Origin of the sequence: Haloarcula sp. CBA1122 (genome assembly GCF_009741785.1) — an archaeon.
GTDB classification, from domain to species: domain Archaea; phylum Halobacteriota; class Halobacteria; order Halobacteriales; family Haloarculaceae; genus Haloarcula; species Haloarcula hispanica.
Genome location: NZ_WPCB01000033.1, coordinates 1 through 19,455 on the forward strand (window position 1 = coordinate 1; position 19,455 = coordinate 19,455).

Annotated in this window: 26 protein-coding genes; 15 read left to right on the forward strand and 11 right to left on the reverse strand. The window is 64.6% G+C overall.

Annotated elements, in window-relative coordinates; translation table 11 throughout:
* The 3 genes from GJ630_RS13150 to GJ630_RS13160 all read left to right on the forward strand — a co-directional run.
* Positions 1-954: hydroxymethylbilane synthase (locus GJ630_RS13150; protein WP_191450020.1), on the forward strand; the 954-nt coding region annotated here is incomplete at its 5' end.
* Entirely contained in the window at positions 951-1,712 is a 762-nt protein-coding gene (cobA, locus tag GJ630_RS13155; RefSeq protein WP_014039336.1) for a uroporphyrinogen-III C-methyltransferase, read from the forward strand. The genes GJ630_RS13150 and cobA, both read left to right, overlap by 4 nt.
* Positions 1,712-2,500, forward strand: a complete 789-nt coding sequence (locus GJ630_RS13160) for a uroporphyrinogen-III synthase (RefSeq protein ID WP_191450021.1) — start codon at positions 1,712-1,714, stop codon at positions 2,498-2,500. The genes cobA and GJ630_RS13160 overlap by 1 nt, the downstream gene beginning before the upstream one ends.
* A 36-nt stretch (positions 2,501-2,536) precedes the next feature.
* On the opposite strand, the gene GJ630_RS13165 is transcribed toward GJ630_RS13160, so the two are convergent.
* Positions 2,537-3,262, reverse strand: coding sequence for a PspA/IM30 family protein (locus GJ630_RS13165; protein ID WP_191450022.1), 726 nt, complete (start codon positions 3,260-3,262; stop codon positions 2,537-2,539).
* A 216-nt stretch (positions 3,263-3,478) separates the two neighbouring features.
* On the opposite strand from GJ630_RS13165, the gene GJ630_RS13170 reads away from it, so the two are divergent.
* From GJ630_RS13170 to GJ630_RS13190, 5 genes are all read left to right on the forward strand, one after another.
* The gene (locus tag GJ630_RS13170) at positions 3,479-3,733 is read left to right on the forward strand and encodes a hypothetical protein (protein WP_050037464.1); all 255 of its coding nucleotides are present in this window, start codon (positions 3,479-3,481) and stop codon (positions 3,731-3,733) included.
* A gap of 4 nt (positions 3,734-3,737) precedes the next feature.
* Positions 3,738-4,283: a hypothetical protein gene (locus tag GJ630_RS13175; protein WP_191450023.1), complete on the forward strand. Its 546-nt coding sequence runs from the start codon at positions 3,738-3,740 to the stop codon at positions 4,281-4,283.
* Positions 4,284-4,358: 75 nt separating this feature from the next.
* Positions 4,359-5,822: a DHH family phosphoesterase gene (locus GJ630_RS13180; protein ID WP_014039341.1), complete on the forward strand. Its 1,464-nt coding sequence runs from the start codon at positions 4,359-4,361 to the stop codon at positions 5,820-5,822.
* 95 nt (positions 5,823-5,917) lie between these two features.
* Entirely contained in the window at positions 5,918-6,151 is a 234-nt protein-coding gene (locus tag GJ630_RS13185; protein ID WP_191450024.1) for a hypothetical protein, read from the forward strand.
* A gap of 123 nt (positions 6,152-6,274) precedes the next feature.
* Entirely contained in the window at positions 6,275-6,592 is a 318-nt protein-coding gene (locus GJ630_RS13190) for a DUF5783 family protein (RefSeq protein ID WP_014039343.1), read from the forward strand.
* A gap of 78 nt (positions 6,593-6,670) precedes the next feature.
* Here the strand turns inward: GJ630_RS13190 and GJ630_RS13195 are convergent, their stop codons facing one another.
* Positions 6,671-7,747 (reverse strand): DUF4350 domain-containing protein, encoded by a 1,077-nt coding sequence (locus GJ630_RS13195; protein WP_191450025.1) that lies wholly within the window; start codon positions 7,745-7,747, stop codon positions 6,671-6,673.
* A 1-nt stretch (position 7,748) separates the two neighbouring features.
* Positions 7,749-8,675, reverse strand: a complete 927-nt coding sequence (locus GJ630_RS13200; RefSeq protein ID WP_129755943.1) for a S49 family peptidase — start codon at positions 8,673-8,675, stop codon at positions 7,749-7,751.
* 123 nt (positions 8,676-8,798) lie between these two features.
* Between GJ630_RS13200 and GJ630_RS13205 the strand changes: the two genes are divergently transcribed.
* Positions 8,799-10,808, forward strand: a complete 2,010-nt coding sequence (locus tag GJ630_RS13205; RefSeq protein ID WP_191450026.1) for a heme-binding protein — start codon at positions 8,799-8,801, stop codon at positions 10,806-10,808.
* A 19-nt stretch (positions 10,809-10,827) separates the two neighbouring features.
* Here GJ630_RS13205 and GJ630_RS13210 read toward each other — a convergent pair whose 3' ends face one another.
* Both GJ630_RS13210 and GJ630_RS13215 read right to left on the reverse strand, forming a co-directional pair.
* On the reverse strand, positions 10,828-11,589 hold the full coding sequence (locus GJ630_RS13210; RefSeq protein WP_050037467.1) for a trans-aconitate 2-methyltransferase: 762 nt from the start codon (positions 11,587-11,589) through the stop codon (positions 10,828-10,830).
* 57 nt (positions 11,590-11,646) lie between these two features.
* A complete protein-coding gene (locus GJ630_RS13215) occupies positions 11,647-12,075 on the reverse strand; it encodes an iron-sulfur cluster assembly scaffold protein (RefSeq protein WP_014039348.1) in 429 nt (142 codons plus the stop codon).
* A gap of 159 nt (positions 12,076-12,234) precedes the next feature.
* On the opposite strand from GJ630_RS13215, the gene GJ630_RS13220 reads away from it, so the two are divergent.
* Entirely contained in the window at positions 12,235-12,711 is a 477-nt protein-coding gene (locus GJ630_RS13220) for a dual specificity protein phosphatase family protein (protein ID WP_023843100.1), read from the forward strand.
* 24 nt (positions 12,712-12,735) lie between these two features.
* Here the strand turns inward: GJ630_RS13220 and GJ630_RS13225 are convergent, their stop codons facing one another.
* The 5 genes from GJ630_RS13225 to GJ630_RS13245 all read right to left on the reverse strand — a co-directional run bounded on the left by GJ630_RS13225 (position 12,736) and on the right by GJ630_RS13245 (position 16,228).
* Positions 12,736-13,275 (reverse strand): cupin domain-containing protein, encoded by a 540-nt coding sequence (locus GJ630_RS13225; protein ID WP_050037468.1) that lies wholly within the window; start codon positions 13,273-13,275, stop codon positions 12,736-12,738.
* A 111-nt stretch (positions 13,276-13,386) separates the two neighbouring features.
* The gene (locus GJ630_RS13230) at positions 13,387-14,634 is read right to left on the reverse strand and encodes an aminotransferase class V-fold PLP-dependent enzyme (RefSeq protein ID WP_191450027.1); all 1,248 of its coding nucleotides are present in this window, start codon (positions 14,632-14,634) and stop codon (positions 13,387-13,389) included.
* Between the two features lie 68 nt (positions 14,635-14,702).
* Entirely contained in the window at positions 14,703-15,071 is a 369-nt protein-coding gene (locus GJ630_RS13235) for a hypothetical protein (protein ID WP_252718810.1), read from the reverse strand.
* Positions 15,072-15,212: 141 nt separating this feature from the next.
* Positions 15,213-15,503: a DUF424 domain-containing protein gene (locus tag GJ630_RS13240; protein WP_004594041.1), complete on the reverse strand. Its 291-nt coding sequence runs from the start codon at positions 15,501-15,503 to the stop codon at positions 15,213-15,215.
* On the reverse strand, positions 15,500-16,228 hold the full coding sequence (locus GJ630_RS13245; RefSeq protein ID WP_014039369.1) for a tetratricopeptide repeat protein: 729 nt from the start codon (positions 16,226-16,228) through the stop codon (positions 15,500-15,502). Before GJ630_RS13245 ends, GJ630_RS13240 begins: the two co-directional genes overlap by 4 nt.
* A gap of 84 nt (positions 16,229-16,312) precedes the next feature.
* Between GJ630_RS13245 and GJ630_RS13250 the strand changes: the two genes are divergently transcribed.
* The 3 genes from GJ630_RS13250 (at position 16,313) to GJ630_RS13260 (ending at position 18,389) form a co-directional block, all read left to right on the forward strand.
* A complete protein-coding gene (locus GJ630_RS13250; protein ID WP_023843107.1) occupies positions 16,313-16,711 on the forward strand; it encodes a hypothetical protein in 399 nt (132 codons plus the stop codon).
* Between the two features lie 43 nt (positions 16,712-16,754).
* Positions 16,755-17,318, forward strand: coding sequence for an RNA 2',3'-cyclic phosphodiesterase (thpR, locus tag GJ630_RS13255; protein WP_050037475.1), 564 nt, complete (start codon positions 16,755-16,757; stop codon positions 17,316-17,318).
* A gap of 258 nt (positions 17,319-17,576) precedes the next feature.
* Positions 17,577-18,389, forward strand: a complete 813-nt coding sequence (locus GJ630_RS13260) for a ZIP family metal transporter (protein ID WP_014039371.1) — start codon at positions 17,577-17,579, stop codon at positions 18,387-18,389.
* Here GJ630_RS13260 and GJ630_RS13265 read toward each other — a convergent pair.
* Complete coding sequence (locus tag GJ630_RS13265; protein ID WP_129756201.1) at positions 18,386-18,838, reverse strand: hypothetical protein; 453 nt, start codon at positions 18,836-18,838, stop codon at positions 18,386-18,388. The genes GJ630_RS13260 and GJ630_RS13265 overlap by 4 nt on opposite strands.
* 186 nt (positions 18,839-19,024) lie before the next feature.
* On the opposite strand from GJ630_RS13265, the gene GJ630_RS13270 reads away from it, so the two are divergent.
* Complete coding sequence (locus tag GJ630_RS13270; RefSeq protein ID WP_004518346.1) at positions 19,025-19,177, forward strand: 50S ribosomal protein L39e; 153 nt, start codon at positions 19,025-19,027, stop codon at positions 19,175-19,177.
* Positions 19,177-19,455 (forward strand): 50S ribosomal protein L31e, encoded by a 279-nt coding sequence (locus GJ630_RS13275; protein WP_004518347.1) that lies wholly within the window; start codon positions 19,177-19,179, stop codon positions 19,453-19,455. The genes GJ630_RS13270 and GJ630_RS13275 overlap by 1 nt, the downstream gene beginning before the upstream one ends.

The window sequence follows — 19,455 nt, forward strand, 5'->3', positions numbered from 1 at the left end:
GGCGAACTCGACGCGGCGGTCCACTCGATGAAGGACATGCCGACCGAACGGCCCGAGCGCCTCGTCGTCGCGGCGGTCCCCGAGCGGGCCGCCGCCGAGGACGTGCTGGTGACGCCGGACGGCCGCTCGCTCGATGAACTGCCGGAAGGCGCGACCGTCGGCACGTCGAGCCTGCGACGCAAGGCACAGTTGCTCGCCGAGCGCGACGACCTCACCGTCGAACCGCTCCGGGGCAACGTCGACACGCGCATCGCGAAGCTGCTGGCCCCGTCGCTCCAGCAGGAACACCAGGAGCGCCACGAGGCCGAACAGGAACACGAGGGCGAAGCCGGCGACGGGGACGACGCTGACTCCGACGCCGACGAGGAAGAGGAACACCCCTACGACCGCACGGTCGAGGAGTGGTTCGACGACCTCACCGAGTTCGAACGGCGGGCGATGGAGCGGGACCCGGACGTCGAGTACGACGCCATCGTGCTGGCGAAGGCCGGCCTCCACCGGGCCGGCCTCACGCGTTACGTCGGCATGTCCGACCTCGACCCAGACCGGTTCGTGCCGGCCCCGGGGCAGGGCGCGCTGGCGGTGACCGCCGTCGACGGCGACCTCGCGCTGGACATCAAAGACCGGCTGGACGACCCCCAGACGCGCGTCGAGACGACCGTCGAACGGACGATTCTCGAAGAGCTCGGCGGCGGCTGTGTCGCGCCCATCGGCGTCCACGCCCACCTGGAAGGCGGTGTCGTCCACACGCGGGTGCGCGTACTCTCACAGGACGGGACGGAGGAGGTGTCGGTCGGCCGTGACATTCCGGCCGAGTACCATATCGACGCGGCACAGGACCTCGCGGCGGAACTCGCCGAGCAGGGTGCTGACGATCTCATCGCCGAGGCCAAGCGGGACTCGACGGGCGCCGACGACGACGCCGCGACGGCACGGGAGGAAGACGAGGAATGACGGACGCCGCGCCCGGCAAGGTGTATCTGGTCGGTTCCGGCCCCGGCGACCCAGACCTGCTGACAGTCAAGGCAAAGCGCCTGCTGGAGGAGGCTGACGTGGTGCTACACGACAAGCTCCCCGGCCCCGAAATCATCGGGATGATCCCCGAGGAGAAACGCGAAGACGTGGGCAAACGCGCCGGCGGCGAGTGGACGCCCCAGGAGTACACTAACGCCCGACTGGTCGAACTCGCCGAGGAGGGTAACACCGTTGTCCGACTGAAAGGCGGCGACTCGATGGTGTTTGGCCGCGGCGGCGAAGAACTGGCCCATCTCGCGGAGAACGGAATTCCCGTCGAGATCGTTCCGGGAATTACGAGCGCTATCGCCGGCCCCGAAGCCGCCGGGATTCCGGTCACGCATCGGGACTACACCTCCTCGGTCTCCTTCGTCACGGGCCACGAGGACCCAACGAAGGACGAATCGGCCGTCGACTGGGAGGCCCTGGCCGCGACCGGCGGCACGCTCGTCGTCCTGATGGGCGTCGGCAAACTGCCGCAGTACACCGAGGCCCTGCGCGAGACGGGGATGGACCCCGATACGCCGGTCGCCCTCGTCGAACGTGCCACTTGGCCGGACCAGCAAGTCGCTACCGGGACGCTCGACAGTATCGTCTCGGTCCGCGATGAGGCCGATATCGAACCCCCCGCGATCACCGTCATCGGCGAGGTGGCCGGCGAGCGCGAGCGGGTGGTGGAGTTCCTGGAGGGGTACTGATGCGCGAGGAACCGCGCCTCCGCGTGGCTGCCTTCAGGCCTGCCGACGACCGCCTCGATAGCGCGGTCGAACTGCTGGAATCGCTCGGAGCCGACCCGGTCCCGGACCCGATGCTGGCGGTCGAACCAGCGGCGGCCGGCGACACCGACGGTGACGGCGACGACGGCCCGGTCACGCCGCGCACTGACGCCGACTACGTCGTCCTGACCAGCAAGACCGGCGTCGAACTCGCCGCCGAAGCCGGCTGGGACCCCGGCGAGGCGACGGTGTGTGCCATCGGCCAGTCGACCGCCGAGGCGCTTCACGAGGCCGGCTACGGCGTCGACATCATCCCCGCGGAGTACTCTTCGACGGGACTCGTCGAAACGCTGTCCGGAGCGGTGGCCGGCACAAGAGTCGAAGTCGCCCGGTCGGACCACGGCTCTGCGGTGCTGACTGACGGGCTGGAGGCGGCCGGCGCGTACGTCCACGAAACCGTGCTGTACCGGCTGGTTCGACCGCTGGAATCGGGCGAATCCGCTGAACTGGCGGCCAGCGGGGACCTCGACGCGGCGCTGTTTACCTCCTCGCTCACGGTCGAGCACTTCCTCGATGCGGCCGCGGAGCGCGGCGTCCGCGAGTCCGCTATCGACGGGCTGAACGAGGCGACTGTCGGCGCGATCGGCGAGCCGACGCGGGAGACGGCCGAGGACGCCGGCATCTCGGTCGACGTCGTCCCCGACCAGGCCGATTTCGAGGCGCTGGCCTGCGAGGCCGTCGAGGCGGCGGCCCCGACACACTACGAGTAACGAGACTCGGACGGCGGTTTCGGCGTTTCTTCGGAGCTATTCTGCGGCCTCTTCGACGGCCTCGCGCTCGTCCATCTCGGCCCGCAGCGTCGCCAGTTCGTTCTCGACGGCCCGCTCGCTGGAGAGCCGGTCGAGTTCCTGGTCGATGGAGTCACCGTCGTCGAGTACCGATTCGAGCTGGCCGCTTTCTTCGAGTTCTTCGAGCGCGGCCGCGCGCGCCTCCATCTGCTCCGTGCGCTCAGTCGCGCGCTCGATGGAGCGGTGCACGTCGGCCATCGTGTCGCCAGCGCCGGTAAACGCCTCCGAGACTCGGGCCGACGCCTCGGCGGCCTGATAGCGGGCTTTCATCGTCTCTTTTTTCGTCCGGAACTGCTCTATCTGGCTGCTGAGTTCGGCCCGTTTGCCGACCAGCCGGTCCTGGGTCTCCTGTAAGTCGTCGATCTGGCCCGTTAGATCCGTTATCTGGCTGACGTTCACCTGCTTCTTCTCAAGCGCTCGGCGTGCGAGGTCGTCGCGCCCCTCCTGCAGGGCGGCCCGGGCCTGCGTATCGTGTTTCTCGACGTTCGACCGCAATCGGGTTCGGTGTATCTCCAGCCGTTTCTTCTGGGTCGTCACGTCGGCGATACCGCGAGTCACGTCCTGCAGTTCGTCCCGCATCTGTTCGTAGGAGTAATCTAGCTCCGCCGCCGGGTCCGATGTCCGATTGAGCAGCGCGTTGAGTTTGGCGCGGATCGCGAACGCGAACCGTCGGAGGAGGCTCATCGGGATTGCTCCGGTCGGACAGGAACTCGAAGCGATACCGACTGCGGCTCGGTCGTGACAACACTCATGTCACCTCGTATGACTGTAGCCATTATAATAACAGGGTATTACTCGATTTAATACGGGGTTAATCGGCTAAAACGACGGAAATCCGCGGTTATTCGAGCTTACCGTCTGACTACTTGATGGGGTGCCGGAATCAATCGATGGACGACGATGACACGAACCCTACTGCGCACGGTCGGCACGCTGGTGCTCGCGCTGACACTCTTCACAGCGGCGGCCGCGGCTGCGCCCGCGGTGGACGGTGACGACGGGACGAACGCCGTCGGCCCGCCCGGCGGTCTCCCGGATCAGGTCCCTGACTTTGTGACAACGATCATCGAAGCGATTCAGGAGTTCCTCGCCGGTGGGAGCGACGACAGCCCCGGCTCGGGCGTGAGTGGGGCGGCGACAGGGGCCGGGACGTAGACCGATGAACGGAAAGCTGCTCGCCGTCGGCGGCGCTGTCGTGCTCCTGCTCGCGGGTGTCGGCGGCGCGTTCGTCGCCGGCCTCGGCCCGTTCCAGGCGGAAAGCAGCGGGCAAGACCTCTCGGAGTTCCCGACGGAGACGCCTGATAGCGATACTGCCAGCACTGAGGACGGAACCAATACTGACGGCGGCGCGGCCAGTACCCCGCCGTTTGCGTTCACCGTCGATTCCATCGAGGAGTGTGGCCAGACCTGTCGTGACGTGACTTCCACGCTGACGAATCAGCAGAACAGTACGGTGGCGGAAATCACCGTCTACACGCGGATTTACGCCGGGAACTCCACCGACGACGGTGACGTGGTCTGGGAGGGCTCCGAGGACGTGGGGACGCTCGAAGCTGACGAGTCCTACACCACGACCCGGCGCGTCGACCTGTCGTTCCGCGACGCCTACGCTATCGAACAGGCGGACGGCTGGATAACCATCCGGACGACTGTCGAGACGGCCGACCGGACCGTCACGCTCAGCGACCAGCGGAAGGTCGCCTGACGGGGCAGGCCGCTCCGGGACGACTGACTGCGCGTCTGAACGTTTTTATGCCGGAGCGCACCTATCCTCGGTACGATGACTACGACCGGCCCCGTTCCAGCGCTCGCCGACCGCGCGGCCGCCTGCGCCGACCGACTCCGGGCGGCCGACCGCGTGTTGCTGGCCTCCCACATCGACGCCGACGGGCTGACCAGCGCCGCCATCGCCACCGCGGCGCTGTCGCGGGCCGGCATCCCCGTCGAGACCGTGTTCAAGAAGCAACTCGACGCCGCTGAGATCGAGAGCATCGCGGCTCGGGAGTACGACACCGTGCTGTTCACGGACTTCGGGTCCGGCCAGCTCGACGTGATCTCCGAACACGTCGCCGCGGGCAACTTTGAGGCGATCATTGCCGACCATCACCAGCCGTCGGCCCCGGACGACTGCCACTCCGACGCGGTCGTCGACACCGACGGCTACGCCGACTTCGAGACGCATCTCAATCCGCTACTCGAAGGTATCAACGGCGCGTCGGAGCTCTCGGGTGCAGGCGCAGCGTACGTCCTTGCCCGCGCGCTCTCGACCGGGGAGACTGACAACCGCGACCTCGCCGCGCTGGCGGTCGTCGGCGCAGTCGGGGACATGCAGGCCGTCGGCGGGGAACTCGTCGGAGCCAACGCCGGTCTCGTCGAGGAGGGCATCGCCGCCGACGTGCTGGAGGAGGGCACCGACCTCTCGCTGTATGGCAAACAGACCCGACCGCTGCCGAAGCTACTTGAGTACGCCACGGAAGTTCCGATTCCAGGGATTTCGAACGATCAGGCTGGCGCGACGCGGTTCCTCGAAGGCCTCGGTCTGGACCTGAAAGCCGATGGAGACTGGCGGACGTGGGCGGACCTCTCCGACGACGAGCGCCAGACCGTCGCCAGCGGGCTGGTCCAGCGTGCCGTCGAGCGCGGCGTCCCGGCGGACAAGATCGAGACGCTCATCGGCACGACCTACACGCTGACTGCGGAACCGCGCGGCACGGAACTCCGGGATGCGAGCGAGTTCTCGACGCTCCTGAACGCCACGGCCCGCTACGAACGAGCGGACGTGGGACTGGCGGTCTGTCTCGGCGAGCGCGACGCACCGCTGGAGCGGGCGCGGACACTGCTGTCGAACCACCGCCGGAACCTCTCGGAGGGACTCACGCTCGTCAAGGAGCGCGGCGTCACCCAGGCCGGGACCGTCCAGTGGTTCGACGCCGGTGACGCCATCCGCGAGACCATCGTCGGCATCGTCGCCGGGATGGCGCTGGGGACCGACGGCGTCGATTCGGACAAGCCAATCATCGCCTTTGCCAGCACCGACGAGGACGAGACGAAAGTGTCCTCGCGGGCGACCGGCCCGCTGGTCGGCCGAGGCGTGGACCTCTCGGTCGTGATGCGCGACGCCGCCCAGGCCGTCGGCGGCGATGGCGGCGGGCACGACATCGCGGCGGGCGCGACTATCCCGACCGGCGAGGAATCGGCGTTCATCGAGGCGGCCGACGAGATTATCAGCGAGCAGGTATCGTAACCAAGCCGTCACAAACAGCGCGGTAGGGTGACTGACGACGCTGCCACCAGTATCAGCAATAAAAGCTATACGTCCGCTTCTCCGAACACCCCACGATGGACTCTCGGGGCCTGTTCGATATCGCGCTCGTCGTCGTCGCCGGCCTGCTAGCCTACACTGAGACGTTCGGCTTCGCGAATCCGCGGACGACGCTGCAAGAGATTATCGCAGCTATCGCCAGGCTGGACATCCGTGTCTTTCTCGTCCTGGGTGGCATCTTCGGCATCTGCTTCGTCGCGTATCTCACGATGTATCTCCCCCAGAAGGACGCACGCATGATACAACGGTGATACTGTCGGCCGTAACTATGTCTGGATAGTCGCCACCCCTGGGAGGCGAAATTCGTCACAGACGTACAGCCGACAGTATGAACATCGGGCCATCTTTATCCCCAGCCCTGTACCGTTCTGACAATGACAGAGTTCGACCCCGAGAAGTTCGAGGACAAGTACGCGAACTACTTCCCGGAGCTCCAGAAGGCCTACAAGAACGCCTTCGAGCGGATGAACGACGCGTACGACTCAGAACTGGTCCACGCGATCGACCAGCAGGTCCTCAACGAGTCGGAGCCGTTCTACGAGGACGGCGAGTTCAGTGTCGAACTGCCGGAGAACCCGACCGAGCGGCTCTCGGCGATCATCGTCGACGACGAGAAACTCGACGCCGTGCTCTCCGAATACGTCGACGAGATTGAGCGCGAACTGCGCCGCGTCTTCGACATCGACGACTGACTGCACTCGCCGCGGTTCGGCAATTGCTGCGTTATTCCTGTTCTGCCGGTATCTCCGACGAGAGCGGGCGGTGACGCCCTACTGGTCGGCCCTCATGGTCTCGTTCGGTTCGGGCGCTGGGGTTGAATCCGGCTCGGACGGCAGTGCGCCGCCACCGCCCGTTCCGGCACCGGGGAGCGAGCCGCCAGGTCCGGACTCGCCGGAGTCTGCGGGCTGTGGTGCGTCTTCGGGTGATTTCTCGCCTGTGACGAGGAAGTCAAGCAGATTCCCGACTAACTGTTCGTTGTCGGCCCGGTAGAGGAACTCCTGTGTGAATACGTTCGTGTCACCGACGGTGACGACGTTCCCCGAGCGGGCAACGACGCCGTACGTGTCCTGTCGCCGGGTTTTCGAGAGCGTTGTCTGTTCCGTCGTCGTGAGTGCGGTGTCACCGCCCTGAACGGGGATCGCGGCGTAGAAGACCGTTCGGTCGACGCCCTCTGTGAGTTCCGTATCGCCCGTCGGCGTCGCGTAGACGTTCTGGTAGTTGGTGTCGTACTCGTGCATGTTGTACAGGTAGCCGTTCCCGTACGAGAGGCCGTACTGACTCGCCAGTGGGGCCATCGGCATGGTCACGCTATCGGAGCGAACCGGGCCGAACAGCCCCAGTCCGGCGGGACTCGCCTGTGACGGCTCGTTCAGCAAGAGCACGCGACCGCCTGCGTCGCTGAACGCGGTCAGACCGTTCATCTCACTCTCGGTGTAGCGCTGTTCCGCGCCGAGAACGACGAAGGCGTCAGCCGAACGCAGTGACTCGTTGAGCGGGCTTCCGCTCTGTCGCTCACCGACGTGGTAGCGTACCGTCGCTCCGTTCTCGGTCAGGGTCGATACGAGCGGTGTGAGCGCTTCGCGGTCGATGTCGCCGGCGTGAGCGACGTCGATAACGACGACCTTCCCGGACGCGTCAGCCGACATCGAGAGGTCACCGCTCTCGGCTGCCGGCGTCGCGACGGACTCGTCGCTGTTGAACGACGGGGCGTTCACCTGGGTTACATCGGGGGCCGCCTGACTGCCACCACCACCGCCGATTGCTACGGTGCCGACGACCGCCGAGAGGATGAGGATACCGACGAAGAATCCTGCTCGAACGACCGTACTTGAGCTATTGGCTGCCATTTCAGGCACCTCCCTGTGCGCTGCTGTTGTAGACGACTTGCTGATTTTCCGGCGTGCCGTATATCATGAGGAAGTGGACTGTGTCGACGCCCTGGAACGTGTACGGTGCGCCTTCGGCGGCGACGGTAGCGTTCCCACCGGCTTCACTCCCGCCACTGAGCAGGAACAGCCCCCGTGGGTCCGCGGGGTTGCGGTACACGACCTGATACTCCGAGAGGTCGGCGGCTTCGGCCGCGCCGGCTATCGCGGCTTCGAGTCCACCGACTTCGTCCGCATAGCCGGTCTGGACTGCGCGACCGCCTTGATAGGCTGACGCTTCAGCGACAGTCTCGCGGGACACGTTGAGCCTGTCACCGCGTTCGGTCATGACTGCCCCGACGAAGGCCCGCTTCATTGATTCGAGACTGGCGTAGTATTGGTCGCGCGTCATACCTCGATGGGCTTTGTCGGGTCCAGTAGTGGCGGACGAACTCAGACCGTCGCTCGGCGCGGTCCCGATGACGCCGACGTGGCCGACGAGACTGGCCGGCGTCACGTAGATGCGGTCGCTCGGGACCGCGGTGTAGTACGCGCCGGAAGCGGCGTACTGGTTCACACTCGTATACACCGGTTTTTCGGCCGAGAGCCGCTTGACCGCCAGATACATCGATTCACTGGCGGCGGCGCTTCCCCCTGGACTCGATACCCGGAGGACGACCGCTTCGACCGACTCGTTGCTGCGGAGTTCGCGGAGCTCCTGTATCGTGTCCTGTGAACTAGAGCCGGAGATTGTTTCGTCGATGTTCACTACAGCGACGTACTGTTCGTCACCCTCGGCGACCGACGCCGCATACGGCACGACGGCGGCACCAATGAGAATGGCGATAACCGCAAGTACCGTATATGATTGGAGGGCAGTTGCGACCCGTCTATCGATTGGGTTGTTCATGCGACAACATAGATTCGCTGTCACGTTAGCCTAATAAAAGCATAGCCTGAACTGCTGGGTCAGAAGTCGCCGGACCGGAACGACATGAGAAGTTTCCTTACTGTCGACCTGCAACTGATATCTATGGATCAACGAAAGCCGCCAGCCACGGAAGAGGGCTGGTACGCGCTGCACGATTGCCGGAGTATCGACTGGGACGCCTGGCGCGAGGCCCCCCAGCGAGTCCGCGACCGTGCGCTCTCGGAGGGGATCGGCTTCCTCGACGCGTACGAAGCCGTCGAAGACGCCGAGGAGGGACAGACGGCAGTGTACACCGTCATGGGTCACAAGGCGGACATCATGATCCTCCACCTGCGGCCGACGATGGGCGACCTCGACGCGGCCGAACGGCACTTCGAGCAGACGGAGTTCGCCGCCTTCACCGAACAGGAGTTCTCGTACGTCTCCGTGACGGAGGCCTCAGGCTACACCGAGAAGTCCCGTGAGTACTTCGAGGGCGAGGTCGACGACGACTCCGGGCTGGCCCAGTACATCCAGGCCCGGCTCCACCCCGATGTGCCCGACGACGAGTTCGTCTGCTTCTACCCGATGAGCAAGCGCCGCCAGCCCGACCAGAACTGGTACGACACGTCCTTCGAGGAGCGGGCGGCCCACATCAAACGCCACGGCGATATCGGCCGCACCTACGGCGGCGACGTGAACCAGATGATCGCCGGCTCCATCGGCTTCGACGACTGGGAGTGGGGCATCACGCTCTGGAGCGACGACATGCGCCACATCAAGGAGCTGCTGACCGAGATGCGCTTTGACCCCTCGACCTCGCAGTTCGCCGAGTTCGGCCCCTTCTACGTCGGCCGGCGGTTCGATCCCTCGGAGTTGCCGGCCGTGCTGGCCGGCCAGCGGGTGCCGACCGACGACGAGTCGGTTCCGGAGACGCCGGCGGACGTTGCGGAACACGACCACGCGCCGGCTGATGCCGGCACGAGTCACAGCCACGCCGAAGAGCCGACGGCGAGCGACGCACAGGCCGGAGCACACGCCGGCGGGGACACCGATAGTCACGGCGGTGCCCACCCCGGCAGCGCCAGCGAGGGTGACCATCCGCATTCGGAGGAATCGTCCGACGGGGATGACTCGGGGTCGTCGGGTAGCTCGGGCGGCCGGCCGGACGTCTCGGCCGACTTCGAGGAGGTCGACGACGCCCCACAGCGGCTCGGTCGGCTGGGGCTGCACGAGGGCGACGCGTACGACGCCGGGGACTACGCGCTGGTGTTTCACTCCTCGGCGGATGCGGAGGACATCGTCGACGACGTGTCCGACCTCGAGAGCAGTTTCGACCACTACGACCGCCACGTCCGGACGGCCGTGCGCGCCGACAGCGGCCAGACCTACGTCGTCAGCATCTGGACGGCGAAAGACGCCGCCGAGACGGCGGCCGGGTTCCTGTCCGATATCGACGGCGTCGAGGAGCAACTCGGCGGCCCGCTCGGCGAGGGTGCCGAGAGTAGCGAAACCGAGGCCAACAGCGACGCCCAGACCGCCGAGTCGTCGCAGTCCATCCGCGAGTCGCTCGAGTCGGCGGGCGTCTACGCCGGGCAACCGCACGGCGAGGACGTGTACGCGCTGGTCGTATACTCCGAAGCTGACGCCGAAACGCTCGACGAGGAAGTCGCAGACCTCCGGAGCGCGTTCGACCGCTACGACACCCACGTCCAGACGACGGTGTACGGCGACACCGACGGCGATGTCGCGGCTGTCGCGTCGCTGTGGGACACCGAAGACGCCGCCCAGACCGCCAGCGACTACCTCACCGACCTGTCCGGTGTCGTCGGCCGCCACGGCGAGGGCGACGGGTTCGGGACGATGGGGATGTTCTACACGGTCAAGCCTGAGTACCACGACGACTTCGTCGAGAAGTTCGACACTGTCGGCGGCCTGCTCGAAGAGATGGACGGCCACCGCGAGACCTCGCTGCTGTTCAACCACGACGACGCGAACGACATGTTCATCGCGAGCCAGTGGGACTCACAGGAGGATGCGATGGCGTTCTTCCGCTCGGACGACTTCTCGGAGACGGTCGACTGGGGTCGCGACGTACTGGCTGACCGACCGCGGCACGTCTTCCTGGCCTGAATCAGAGGCCAACTGTTCGTTAGTGACTGGCGACGAACCGCAGCCGCCGGTAGTCGACGGTCCACGTCTCAGTCTCGGTGTCGTATAACGTCGGTCGCAGCCGGTCCTCGATACTGTCCAGAACGGCTCCGTGGTCGCGTTCGGGGACCGGAGCCAGCACCGAATCGCCGAACATTTCGAGCCATTCTCTCAAGCCCGCGCTACCGCCTTCAAGCGGTGTCGGACGGTCAAACAGCCACGCTGCGGTGACCTCCAGTCCGTGCGCTTCGAGACGCGACGTGTACTCGCCGAGGCTCGGGAAATACCACGGGTTCCCGGTCTCGTAGCCCCGTTCGGCGAGTACCGAACGGACCGCTGTTTCGACCTGTGAGACGTTCCCCTGGCCGCCAAGTTCCGCGACGAAGCGACCGCCTTCGTCCAAGGCCTCGGCGACCATCGACAACACGGCGTCGTGGTCGTCGCTGGGTATCCAGTGCAGTGCGGCGTTCGAGAAGACAGCGTCGAACGTGCCGGGGTCGTAGTCCCGGGCGTCGGCGACCTCGAACGTCAGGTCGGGGTACTGCTCGCGAGCCTGAGCGACCATCTCTTCGGCGGCGTCGATGCCGACCACAGCCGCACCCCGGTCGGCGATTTCGGCCGTCAGGTGGCCCGTGCCACAGCCGATATCGAGGACGCGCTCGCTCGGCTGCGCGTCCAGCAACTCGACCACGTCCGCTCCGTACTCGGCGACAAAGCTGTGTCCCCCGTCGTAGTCGTCGGGGTCCCACTCGTTTTCCGGCATTGACTGGGCTATCACCCGAGTGGAATGAAAAGCGTACTGCCGGTGTGTGATTCCGTCTCAGTCGTCGTCTTCGGTCGTCGTCCGGTCGATGTCCTTCTCGCCGAAGTAGATCTCCGCTCCGTCCTGGGCCACCTTCTCGGCGAGGACGGCACATTTCACCCGCATCGGCGAGATGTCGACGCCGAGCATCTCTGTGATGTCGTCACGGTCCATCGCTTCCAGGTCCTCGACCGCCATCCCAGCTAGCTCCTGTGAAAGCATCGACGCCGAAGCCTGAGAGATGGCACAGCCGTCGCCCTGGAAGGCGACCCGCTCGATGGTCTCCTCGCTCTCGTCGAGGACGACATCCATCCGTATCTCGTCGCCGCACATCGGGTTCTCGCCGATGTGGGTAAACGTCGGGTCCTCGATCTCCCCGTAGTTCCGCGGGTTCTTGTAGTGATCGAGGATCTGCTGCCGGTACATGTCCGAGCCACCGATACCCATAATTGAACTATGATACGGCTGTCAGTCGGAAAAGCGTTCCGAGGTATCGGTTCGCATGTATTTTCCTTCGCCAGGGACCGCCCCGACGGTCTGTGAGCACTGACCGACGCTCTCCCGTCAGTAGGCAGTATTTACTATCGCAGCTCGTTCTGTCAACACATGGGGCAGAACGACGCTTCGGCTTCTACCGACTGTGCTGTCCGACCCGTGGGGTTCGTCAGCGATGCGCCGGTAATCCGACAGATTGGCGACCGGTCGCTGTATCTCGGAAACAAACACGCGGCACGACCCGAGACACACGACCAGTCCTTCGATTACGTGCTTTCAGCGACGAGCGAGGCGTACCCGCTCACGACCGCCCACCATCCGCTCACTGACGGCCCGGGGAACGAGTGGGCGGCGTTCGAGGCGGCCGTCGATACCGCCCGGCGCTTCGTCCGAGCGGACGGTCCGGCACTGATTCACTGCAAGGCTGGCGTCTCCCGGAGTTCGACGCTGCTTGCGACGGCCATCGCCGCCGAGGAGGACCGCCCGCTCTCGAACGCGCTGGCGGCTGTACAGGAGGCCCGGCCGATTGCGACGCCGAACCCCGCTCTCTATGAGCTAGCTGTCATTTACCTCGCTGCGGACCCGTGATTTCCCGATACGTACCTATTGGACCTACTCCGTGACGGCGTTCTCGTCTTTCGTGACGACTTCGTCGCGGACTTGGTCGACCCACAGCGCAACCGGCCAGTCCTCTGTCTGGTACGGCTCATTCCCTTCGAGCAATTCGAGGCGTCCGACCGAGTCCGACGGCATTGCGACCAGTCCCTCGTGACTGGTTTCTCCCACAGATTCTATCTTGTGTCGTGCCCCACCGGGTAGATAGACGAACTCGCGTCGTTCAGCCCGGATTACTTGCTCGCTTCCGTCTTCGCGTTTCAGCGTGTATCTGGCGGCACCATCGAGGCACAGACACACCTCGTCGAAACTGGGTGCGTGCGTGTGCCAGTCAATGACCGCGCCAGGGTCCATCTCGAAGTACAGCAACTTGAATTCGTTCGTGATACACACCGGGTACGTCCGGATGTCGTCCCCACCCTGCTCGAAGTGGCTGGCGTCGTCGAGCGACACCTTGTACATCGTTTGATCGGGAAGGTGCGTGTAATCGAGGGCTTCCGGCGTCAGCGGCCGCTCCGCTTCATCGGTATCAGTCATTGTTCCGCCGAAAGTTATCGGCGGTGTGTCATATAGGTGGCGTGCACCGCGGTAATGTAAAAAAATTGCCAATAAATCACTCCGCAACTCCGACGGAGACTGCGAGTGGGATTACGCGAACAGCTGGCGGGCGTCGTCGATAGCTGAAACGAGCTTGTCCACTTCTTCACGCGTGTTATAGATGTAGAACGAGGCTCGTGCGGAGGCGGGGACGCCCATCTTGTCGTGGAGGGGCTGGGTGCAGTGGTCGCCGGCGCGGATGGCGACGGCGGAGTCGTTGAGGATCGAGGAGAGGTCGTGGGCGTGGACCGAATCGAGGTTGAACGCGACCAGACCGCCTCGTTCCGTTCCCGCGGACGGGCCGTACGTCTCGACGTCGCCCTCGTCCCGGAGCTGTTCCAGCGCGTACTGTGCGAGCTGCTCCTCGTGACGCTGGATGCGTTTCATCCCGATGTCGTCGAGGTAGTCACAGGCCTCCGCCAGCGCGATGCCCTGGCAGATGACGGGCGTGCCGGCCTCGAACTTCCAGGGGAGGTCGTTCCAGGTAGCGTCCTCGAAGGTGACCTTCTTGATCATCTCGCCGCCGTAGAGGTACGGCTCCATCTCCTCAAGCAGGTGCTTCTTGCCGTAGAGGACGCCGATACCGGTCGGACCGGCCATCTTGTGGCCCGAGAAGGCCAGGAAGTCAGCGTCGATGGCTTCCACGTCGACTGGGCGGTTCGGGACCGACTGCGCGCCGTCGACGAAGATGTACGACCCGTGGTCGTGGGCGATGTCCGCCAGCTCCGAGACCGGATTGACCGTGCCGAGCGTGTTCGAGACGTGGACGACGCTGACCATCGCCGTGTCGTCGGTGATGATCTCGCGGGCGTGGTCCATGTCGAGCGTGCCGTCCTCCTTGACGCTGATGTACCGACACGTCGCGCCGGTCTTCTTGGCGATCTGCTGCCAGGTGACCAGCGAGGCGTGGTGTTCCATCTCCGTGAGGACGACCTCGTCTTCTGGCCCGAGTTCGTTCAGGCCCCAGGCGTAGGCGACGAGGTTCTCACTCTCCGTCGTGTTCTTCGTAAAGACGATTTCCTCGCGCTCGCCCGACGCGCCGATGAACTCGGCGACGCGGTCGTGGGCCTTCTCGTAGGCGACGCTGGCCTCCTGGCTGAGTTGGTGGAGGCCGCGGTGGACGTTGGCGTTCGTCGTCCGGTAGTAGTCAGCGATGGTCTCGACGACCGGCTCGGGCGTCTGCGTTGTGGCCGCGTTGTCGAGGTACACCACTTGCTCGCCGTCGAATTCGCGCTGGAGGATGGGGAAGTCCTCGCGGATACGCTCTACGTCCAAGAGCTCGGATTCAGAATGTCCCATTACCTCTATACAGGGACTCGACAGGCAACATTCCTTCGGTTCACCTAGAACTCCGCCAGGTGCCCAGCCTATCCTGATTCGGACTCGGCGGCCACCGCGTGCTGTTCCCGGTAGGTATCAAGCAGGTAGTTGTCCCAGACGAGGTCTCCGAGGACGTGGGCGTACAGGACGAGGGCGGTAAACAGCGATAGCGGCTCGGAGACGAGCCAGAGGCCGACCACGACCACGCCGCCGATGAGGTGATGGCTGAGGAGCCGCTGGAGCGGCCAGAGGTCCTGCGGGCCGAATATTACGTCCTGGTCGAACACCACTATCTCGGGGTTCCGGAGACAACGGCGGAGGGCGGCCCAGTCGCCGGTCTCCAGTCTGGCCACGGCGAAGTGGTCAAAGTCGATGGCGACGCCGACGACGACCGCGTAGCGACGGCGGCCCACCACGGAAGGGGGACCGGCAGGACGGCAACGCCGACGGCCCCGACGGCCGCGGAGACGATGGCGTGATCTCGGGAATACATACGTGTCCCTCTCGATGGGCGTTCGCAAAGACTGTCGGGGTCGGGCTTGCGGTAGCGACCGCAGTTACATCCAGAGCAGTTGTGCGTGGCGCGTCTCGCCCAGATCGAGGACGTTCTCCTCGTCGACGAAGCCGTGTTCGACAGCAACATTGACGGCGTCGTCGCCGACGATGTTGGCGACCGAACAGCGTGCGAGACTGTCGACGATTTCGTCTTCGGTAGCCGTTTCGCCGCCGTAGAACTCCTCGTTGACCGTGAGCGATACGGGGCCGTTCTCGAACGTTTCGCCCATGATGTCAGGGTCACAGACGGAGACGAGCAACCCCTCGTCGGTGTCGCGTTCGTTGAGTATCATTCAAGCAGTTGCTGTTCGGCCTCCTCGCGCATCTCGTCGACTTCCTCGGCCAGCTCCTCGGCGCGGTCGAACTCGCCGACCTCTTCGAGGGCGCGGGCCTTCTCTTCGAGCACGTCGGCGTTGCGGAAGCCGAGGCGGACTGCGTTGTCGAACGCGTCGATGGCCTCGTCGGCCAGGCCGCGTTCCAGCAGGAAGAAGCCGCGGTTGTACCAGCCCTCGCCGAAGCGCGGGTCGATTTCGACGGCGCGCTCGGCGTGTTCGAGTGCCTGCTCGGAGCGGCCGGACTTCCAGAGCGCGTACGCGAGGTTCGTCTCCGCTGTGGCGGCGTGGTCGGACTCCTCGTCGAAGTTGAGTGCTTCCTTGTACGCGCCGATGGCGGCATCCCACTCTTCGAGTTCCGCGTGGGCCGCGCCCTTGTTCGTCCAGGCCTCCTGTTTGAGCCGGTCGTCGTCCGTGTACTGGGCGACGCGCTCGAACGTCTCGGCGGCCTGTTCGTGGCGGTTGATGTGCATGTACTCCAGGCCGACATCGAGCAGTTGCTCTGGGTCGACGGCGTCAGAGGAGACGTTCCGCTGGTCCAGCAGGTCGGTGACGACACGCGAGTCGACGGGGTCGACCTTGTCCGGGTCCACCTCAAACTCCGGCGGTTCGAGATCGAACCCCTCGTAGGGGTCGTCGAACCCCTGGCCCTCGGAGAAGGCGTGGTCGTCGTCGTGGTCTGTCATGCCTCCTGATTGACGGCCAATCCGGTTAAGGGCTACGTCCACGGCTCGTGAAGATTTAGGTGTCCTGCGGTCGGATTCCCGGATATGCGGGACCCACTGGCAGTAGACGCGTTGCTCGTCTTCTTCGGGGGTGTGTTCGCAGTCGTTAGCTGGGCTGCTCTCACCTCAAACCAGACCTCGCTGTCGCTGTCCGCCGCTGGAGCGGGCGTTGCAGGAACGGTCGTTCTGGCGGTTCTCGTCGGACGCTACTACGCGCAGCTACCGGCGTTCGGGCGCTGGGTATCCAGTCCGGCAGAGACGCCCCGGGCACGAGCGCGGGTAGCCCTCCTGATTGTGGCGGCCATTCTCGTCCGGCTATCTCTCGGTCTCCTTCCCGACACCGCCATCCCCGCTCTCTTCGGCGTCGCGGTCGCAATGGTCGCTCTGGGACTCGGACATAGTCTCTGGCGGTGGCATACAGCCCCAGATCACAGCAGTCACTGACCCCGTCGTAGCTTTCTTGCGGACACGACCGGAACCGCTAGCTATGGCCAACCGCCTGTTCGTCAGCGTCGATCTGGACGGGCTCGAAGACGCTATCGAGAGCGTACAGGAACGCTTCGACGGCGTCTCTGGGCTTCGGCTGACCGACCCCGCACAGGCCCACATCACGCTGAAGTTCCTCGGCGACACCGACCCGGACCGCGTTGACGACATCGTCACTGCTCTCGAAGGGGCGGTCGAAGACAGCGGCGTCGAGCCGTTCGAAGCCGAGTTCGGCGGTCTCGGCGTGTTCCCGGCGCTGTCCTACATCAGTGTCGTCTGGGTCGGTGTCCGCGACGGACAGGGTGGCGCGGAACTGACCGCGTTGCACGAAGCCGTCGAGGCCCGGACCGTCGCGATGGGGTTCGACCCGGAGGACCACGAGTTCACGCCGCACGCAACCATCGCCAGGATGGACCACGCCGGCGGCAAAGAGACGGTACAGGACACCGTCAAGAACGAGGACCCGGATGTCGGTCGCCTGCGTGTCGAGGAAATCCGGCTGAAAGAGAGTGAGCTTGGGCCCGATGGACCGACGTACCGGACCGTCGAGTCAGTGTCATTATGAGTGTGTGCCGTCTCGGCCAGCGGGGTTGCTGTCGGTGCGTGTTCTACACGGACACTGTTGGCGTGCATTTGTTGTCATATATCTGTTAGAATGCGTGTTGTGGCGTCGGGACTATCGTAGCACTGGCCTATAACCGAGTGAGGGGCGTCAATTAGCCGCTTGAGAACCTATTTACAGCGTGCCAGCAGACTGTTTAGGCCGACCAAAACAAATCAGGTTAGTGACAATTTTTATCGGTCCGAGCGGCGTAGGACCGATATGGTCGCCGTTGAGAACGTTGCTTTCGTGTTCGTTGCGGGGTTGCTTACGGCGCTTGCCACCGGCCTCGGTGCGATCCCGTTCTTTCTCGTTGATGAGTTCTCCGACAGATGGAACGTCCTGCTGTGGGGGCTAGCCTCGGGAATCATGGTCGCCGCATCGCTCTTCGGACTCGTCCGGGAGGGGCTGGCATACGGGTCGCCGCTGCTGATGATTCCCGGCATTCTCGCTGGCGTCCTGCTCGTCGTCGTTGCCCACGAACTTCTGGATGACTTCGACCAGTCACCCGAGCAGTTCGAGCGGGCCGACTTCAAGAAGCTTCTGCTGATTCTGGGCATTCTGACTGTCCATAGCTTCCCAGAGGGCGTCGCCGTCGGCGTCTCCTTCGCGGAACTCGGGCTGGAGTCGGCCACGCCCGAATCCGCTGTGGGTATCCTCGGCGTCTCTGTCCCGCTGCTGGCTGTGTTCATGACTGTCGCCATCTCCATCCACAACGTCCCTGAGGGGACTGCTATCGCCATCCCGCTCCGTTCGCTGGGTGTCAGCGAGTGGAAGATGGTCTGGTGGGCGGTGTTCTCCTCGCTGCCACAGCCGGTCGGGGCCGTTATCGCGTACTACTTCGTCACGCTGGCGAAGGCATTTCTCCCGTTCGGCTTCGGCTTCGCCGCTGGGGCGATGGTGTATCTCGTGCTCACGGAGTTCGTCCCCGAAGCGCTGGAGTACGGCGACGGCTTGCCGGGTGGCGGTAAACGCGAACTAACTGCCGGCGTCGCCGTCGGGGTGCTGGCGATGGTACCGCTGGCGTTCGTTTAGAAGGGCAGTTTGCTTCGGATGACGGTGAGGTCGACGAAGGCCTTCAACGGATCGTCGTAGTCATCGACGCGTGTTTCCATCCGGTAGTTCGAGTGGTCGACGGCGAAGAAGTACGGCCCGGGTTCGTCCAGTGACTCCCGTGCGCCGCCGTCGTCCGTGGACGCCTGATAAATATCCGACCCCGCCGGCTGGACCGCTGTCTGGCTGAACTTGGGGTTCCCCGGCGGTGTCTCGTCGGGCTCCCGACCCTTGATGAACGTGTCGTACTGCTCGAACTGCTCGCGGTCAGTAAAAAAGTACACGTTGAACGGGATGTCCGCTTTGACGATATACCGTAGCTCACCGCCGGGGTCAGACACGTCAGGGATCTCCTCCTTGATCCACGCCTCGTGCGGGTTGACTCTGACGTCCTGTTGCACGCTGACGACGACCTCACCGCCCCCACCCATGCAACCAGAGCCGACGGCTGTCGCACTGACACCCATGGTCTGGAGGAATCTCCGGCGCTTCATCCATTGATAATCAGGGCCACGGACTACTTAGTTCTACGTCCGCAGTTATAGCCGCTGATAACGGGCCGCGACCGGCTCGAAAAGGAAGGAATTTAAACCACGGCGCGGAACAAGCACCATACCATGGGTAAGAAATCGAAGGCTACGAAGAAGCGACTGGCCAAACTCGACAACCAGAACAGTCGAGTCCCGGCCTGGGTCATGCTCAAGACGGACCGCGAGGTCCAGCGCAACCACAAACGACGCCACTGGCGGCGCAACGACACTGACGAATAATGAGCGCCAGTGACTTCGAGGAGCGTGTCGTCACCGTCCCGCTCCGAGACGCGCGAGCCGAACCGAACCACAAGCGCGCAGACAAGGCGATGATCCTCATCCGCGAGCACCTCGCCAAGCACTTCTCTGTCGACGAGGACGCCGTCCGCCTCGACCCCTCGATCAACGAGGCGGCCTGGGCCCGCGGCCGCGCCAACACGCCGAGCAAGATCCGTGTTCGCGCCGCCCGCTTCGAGGAAGAGGGCGAAGCCATCGTCGAAGCAGAGACCGCAGAGTAA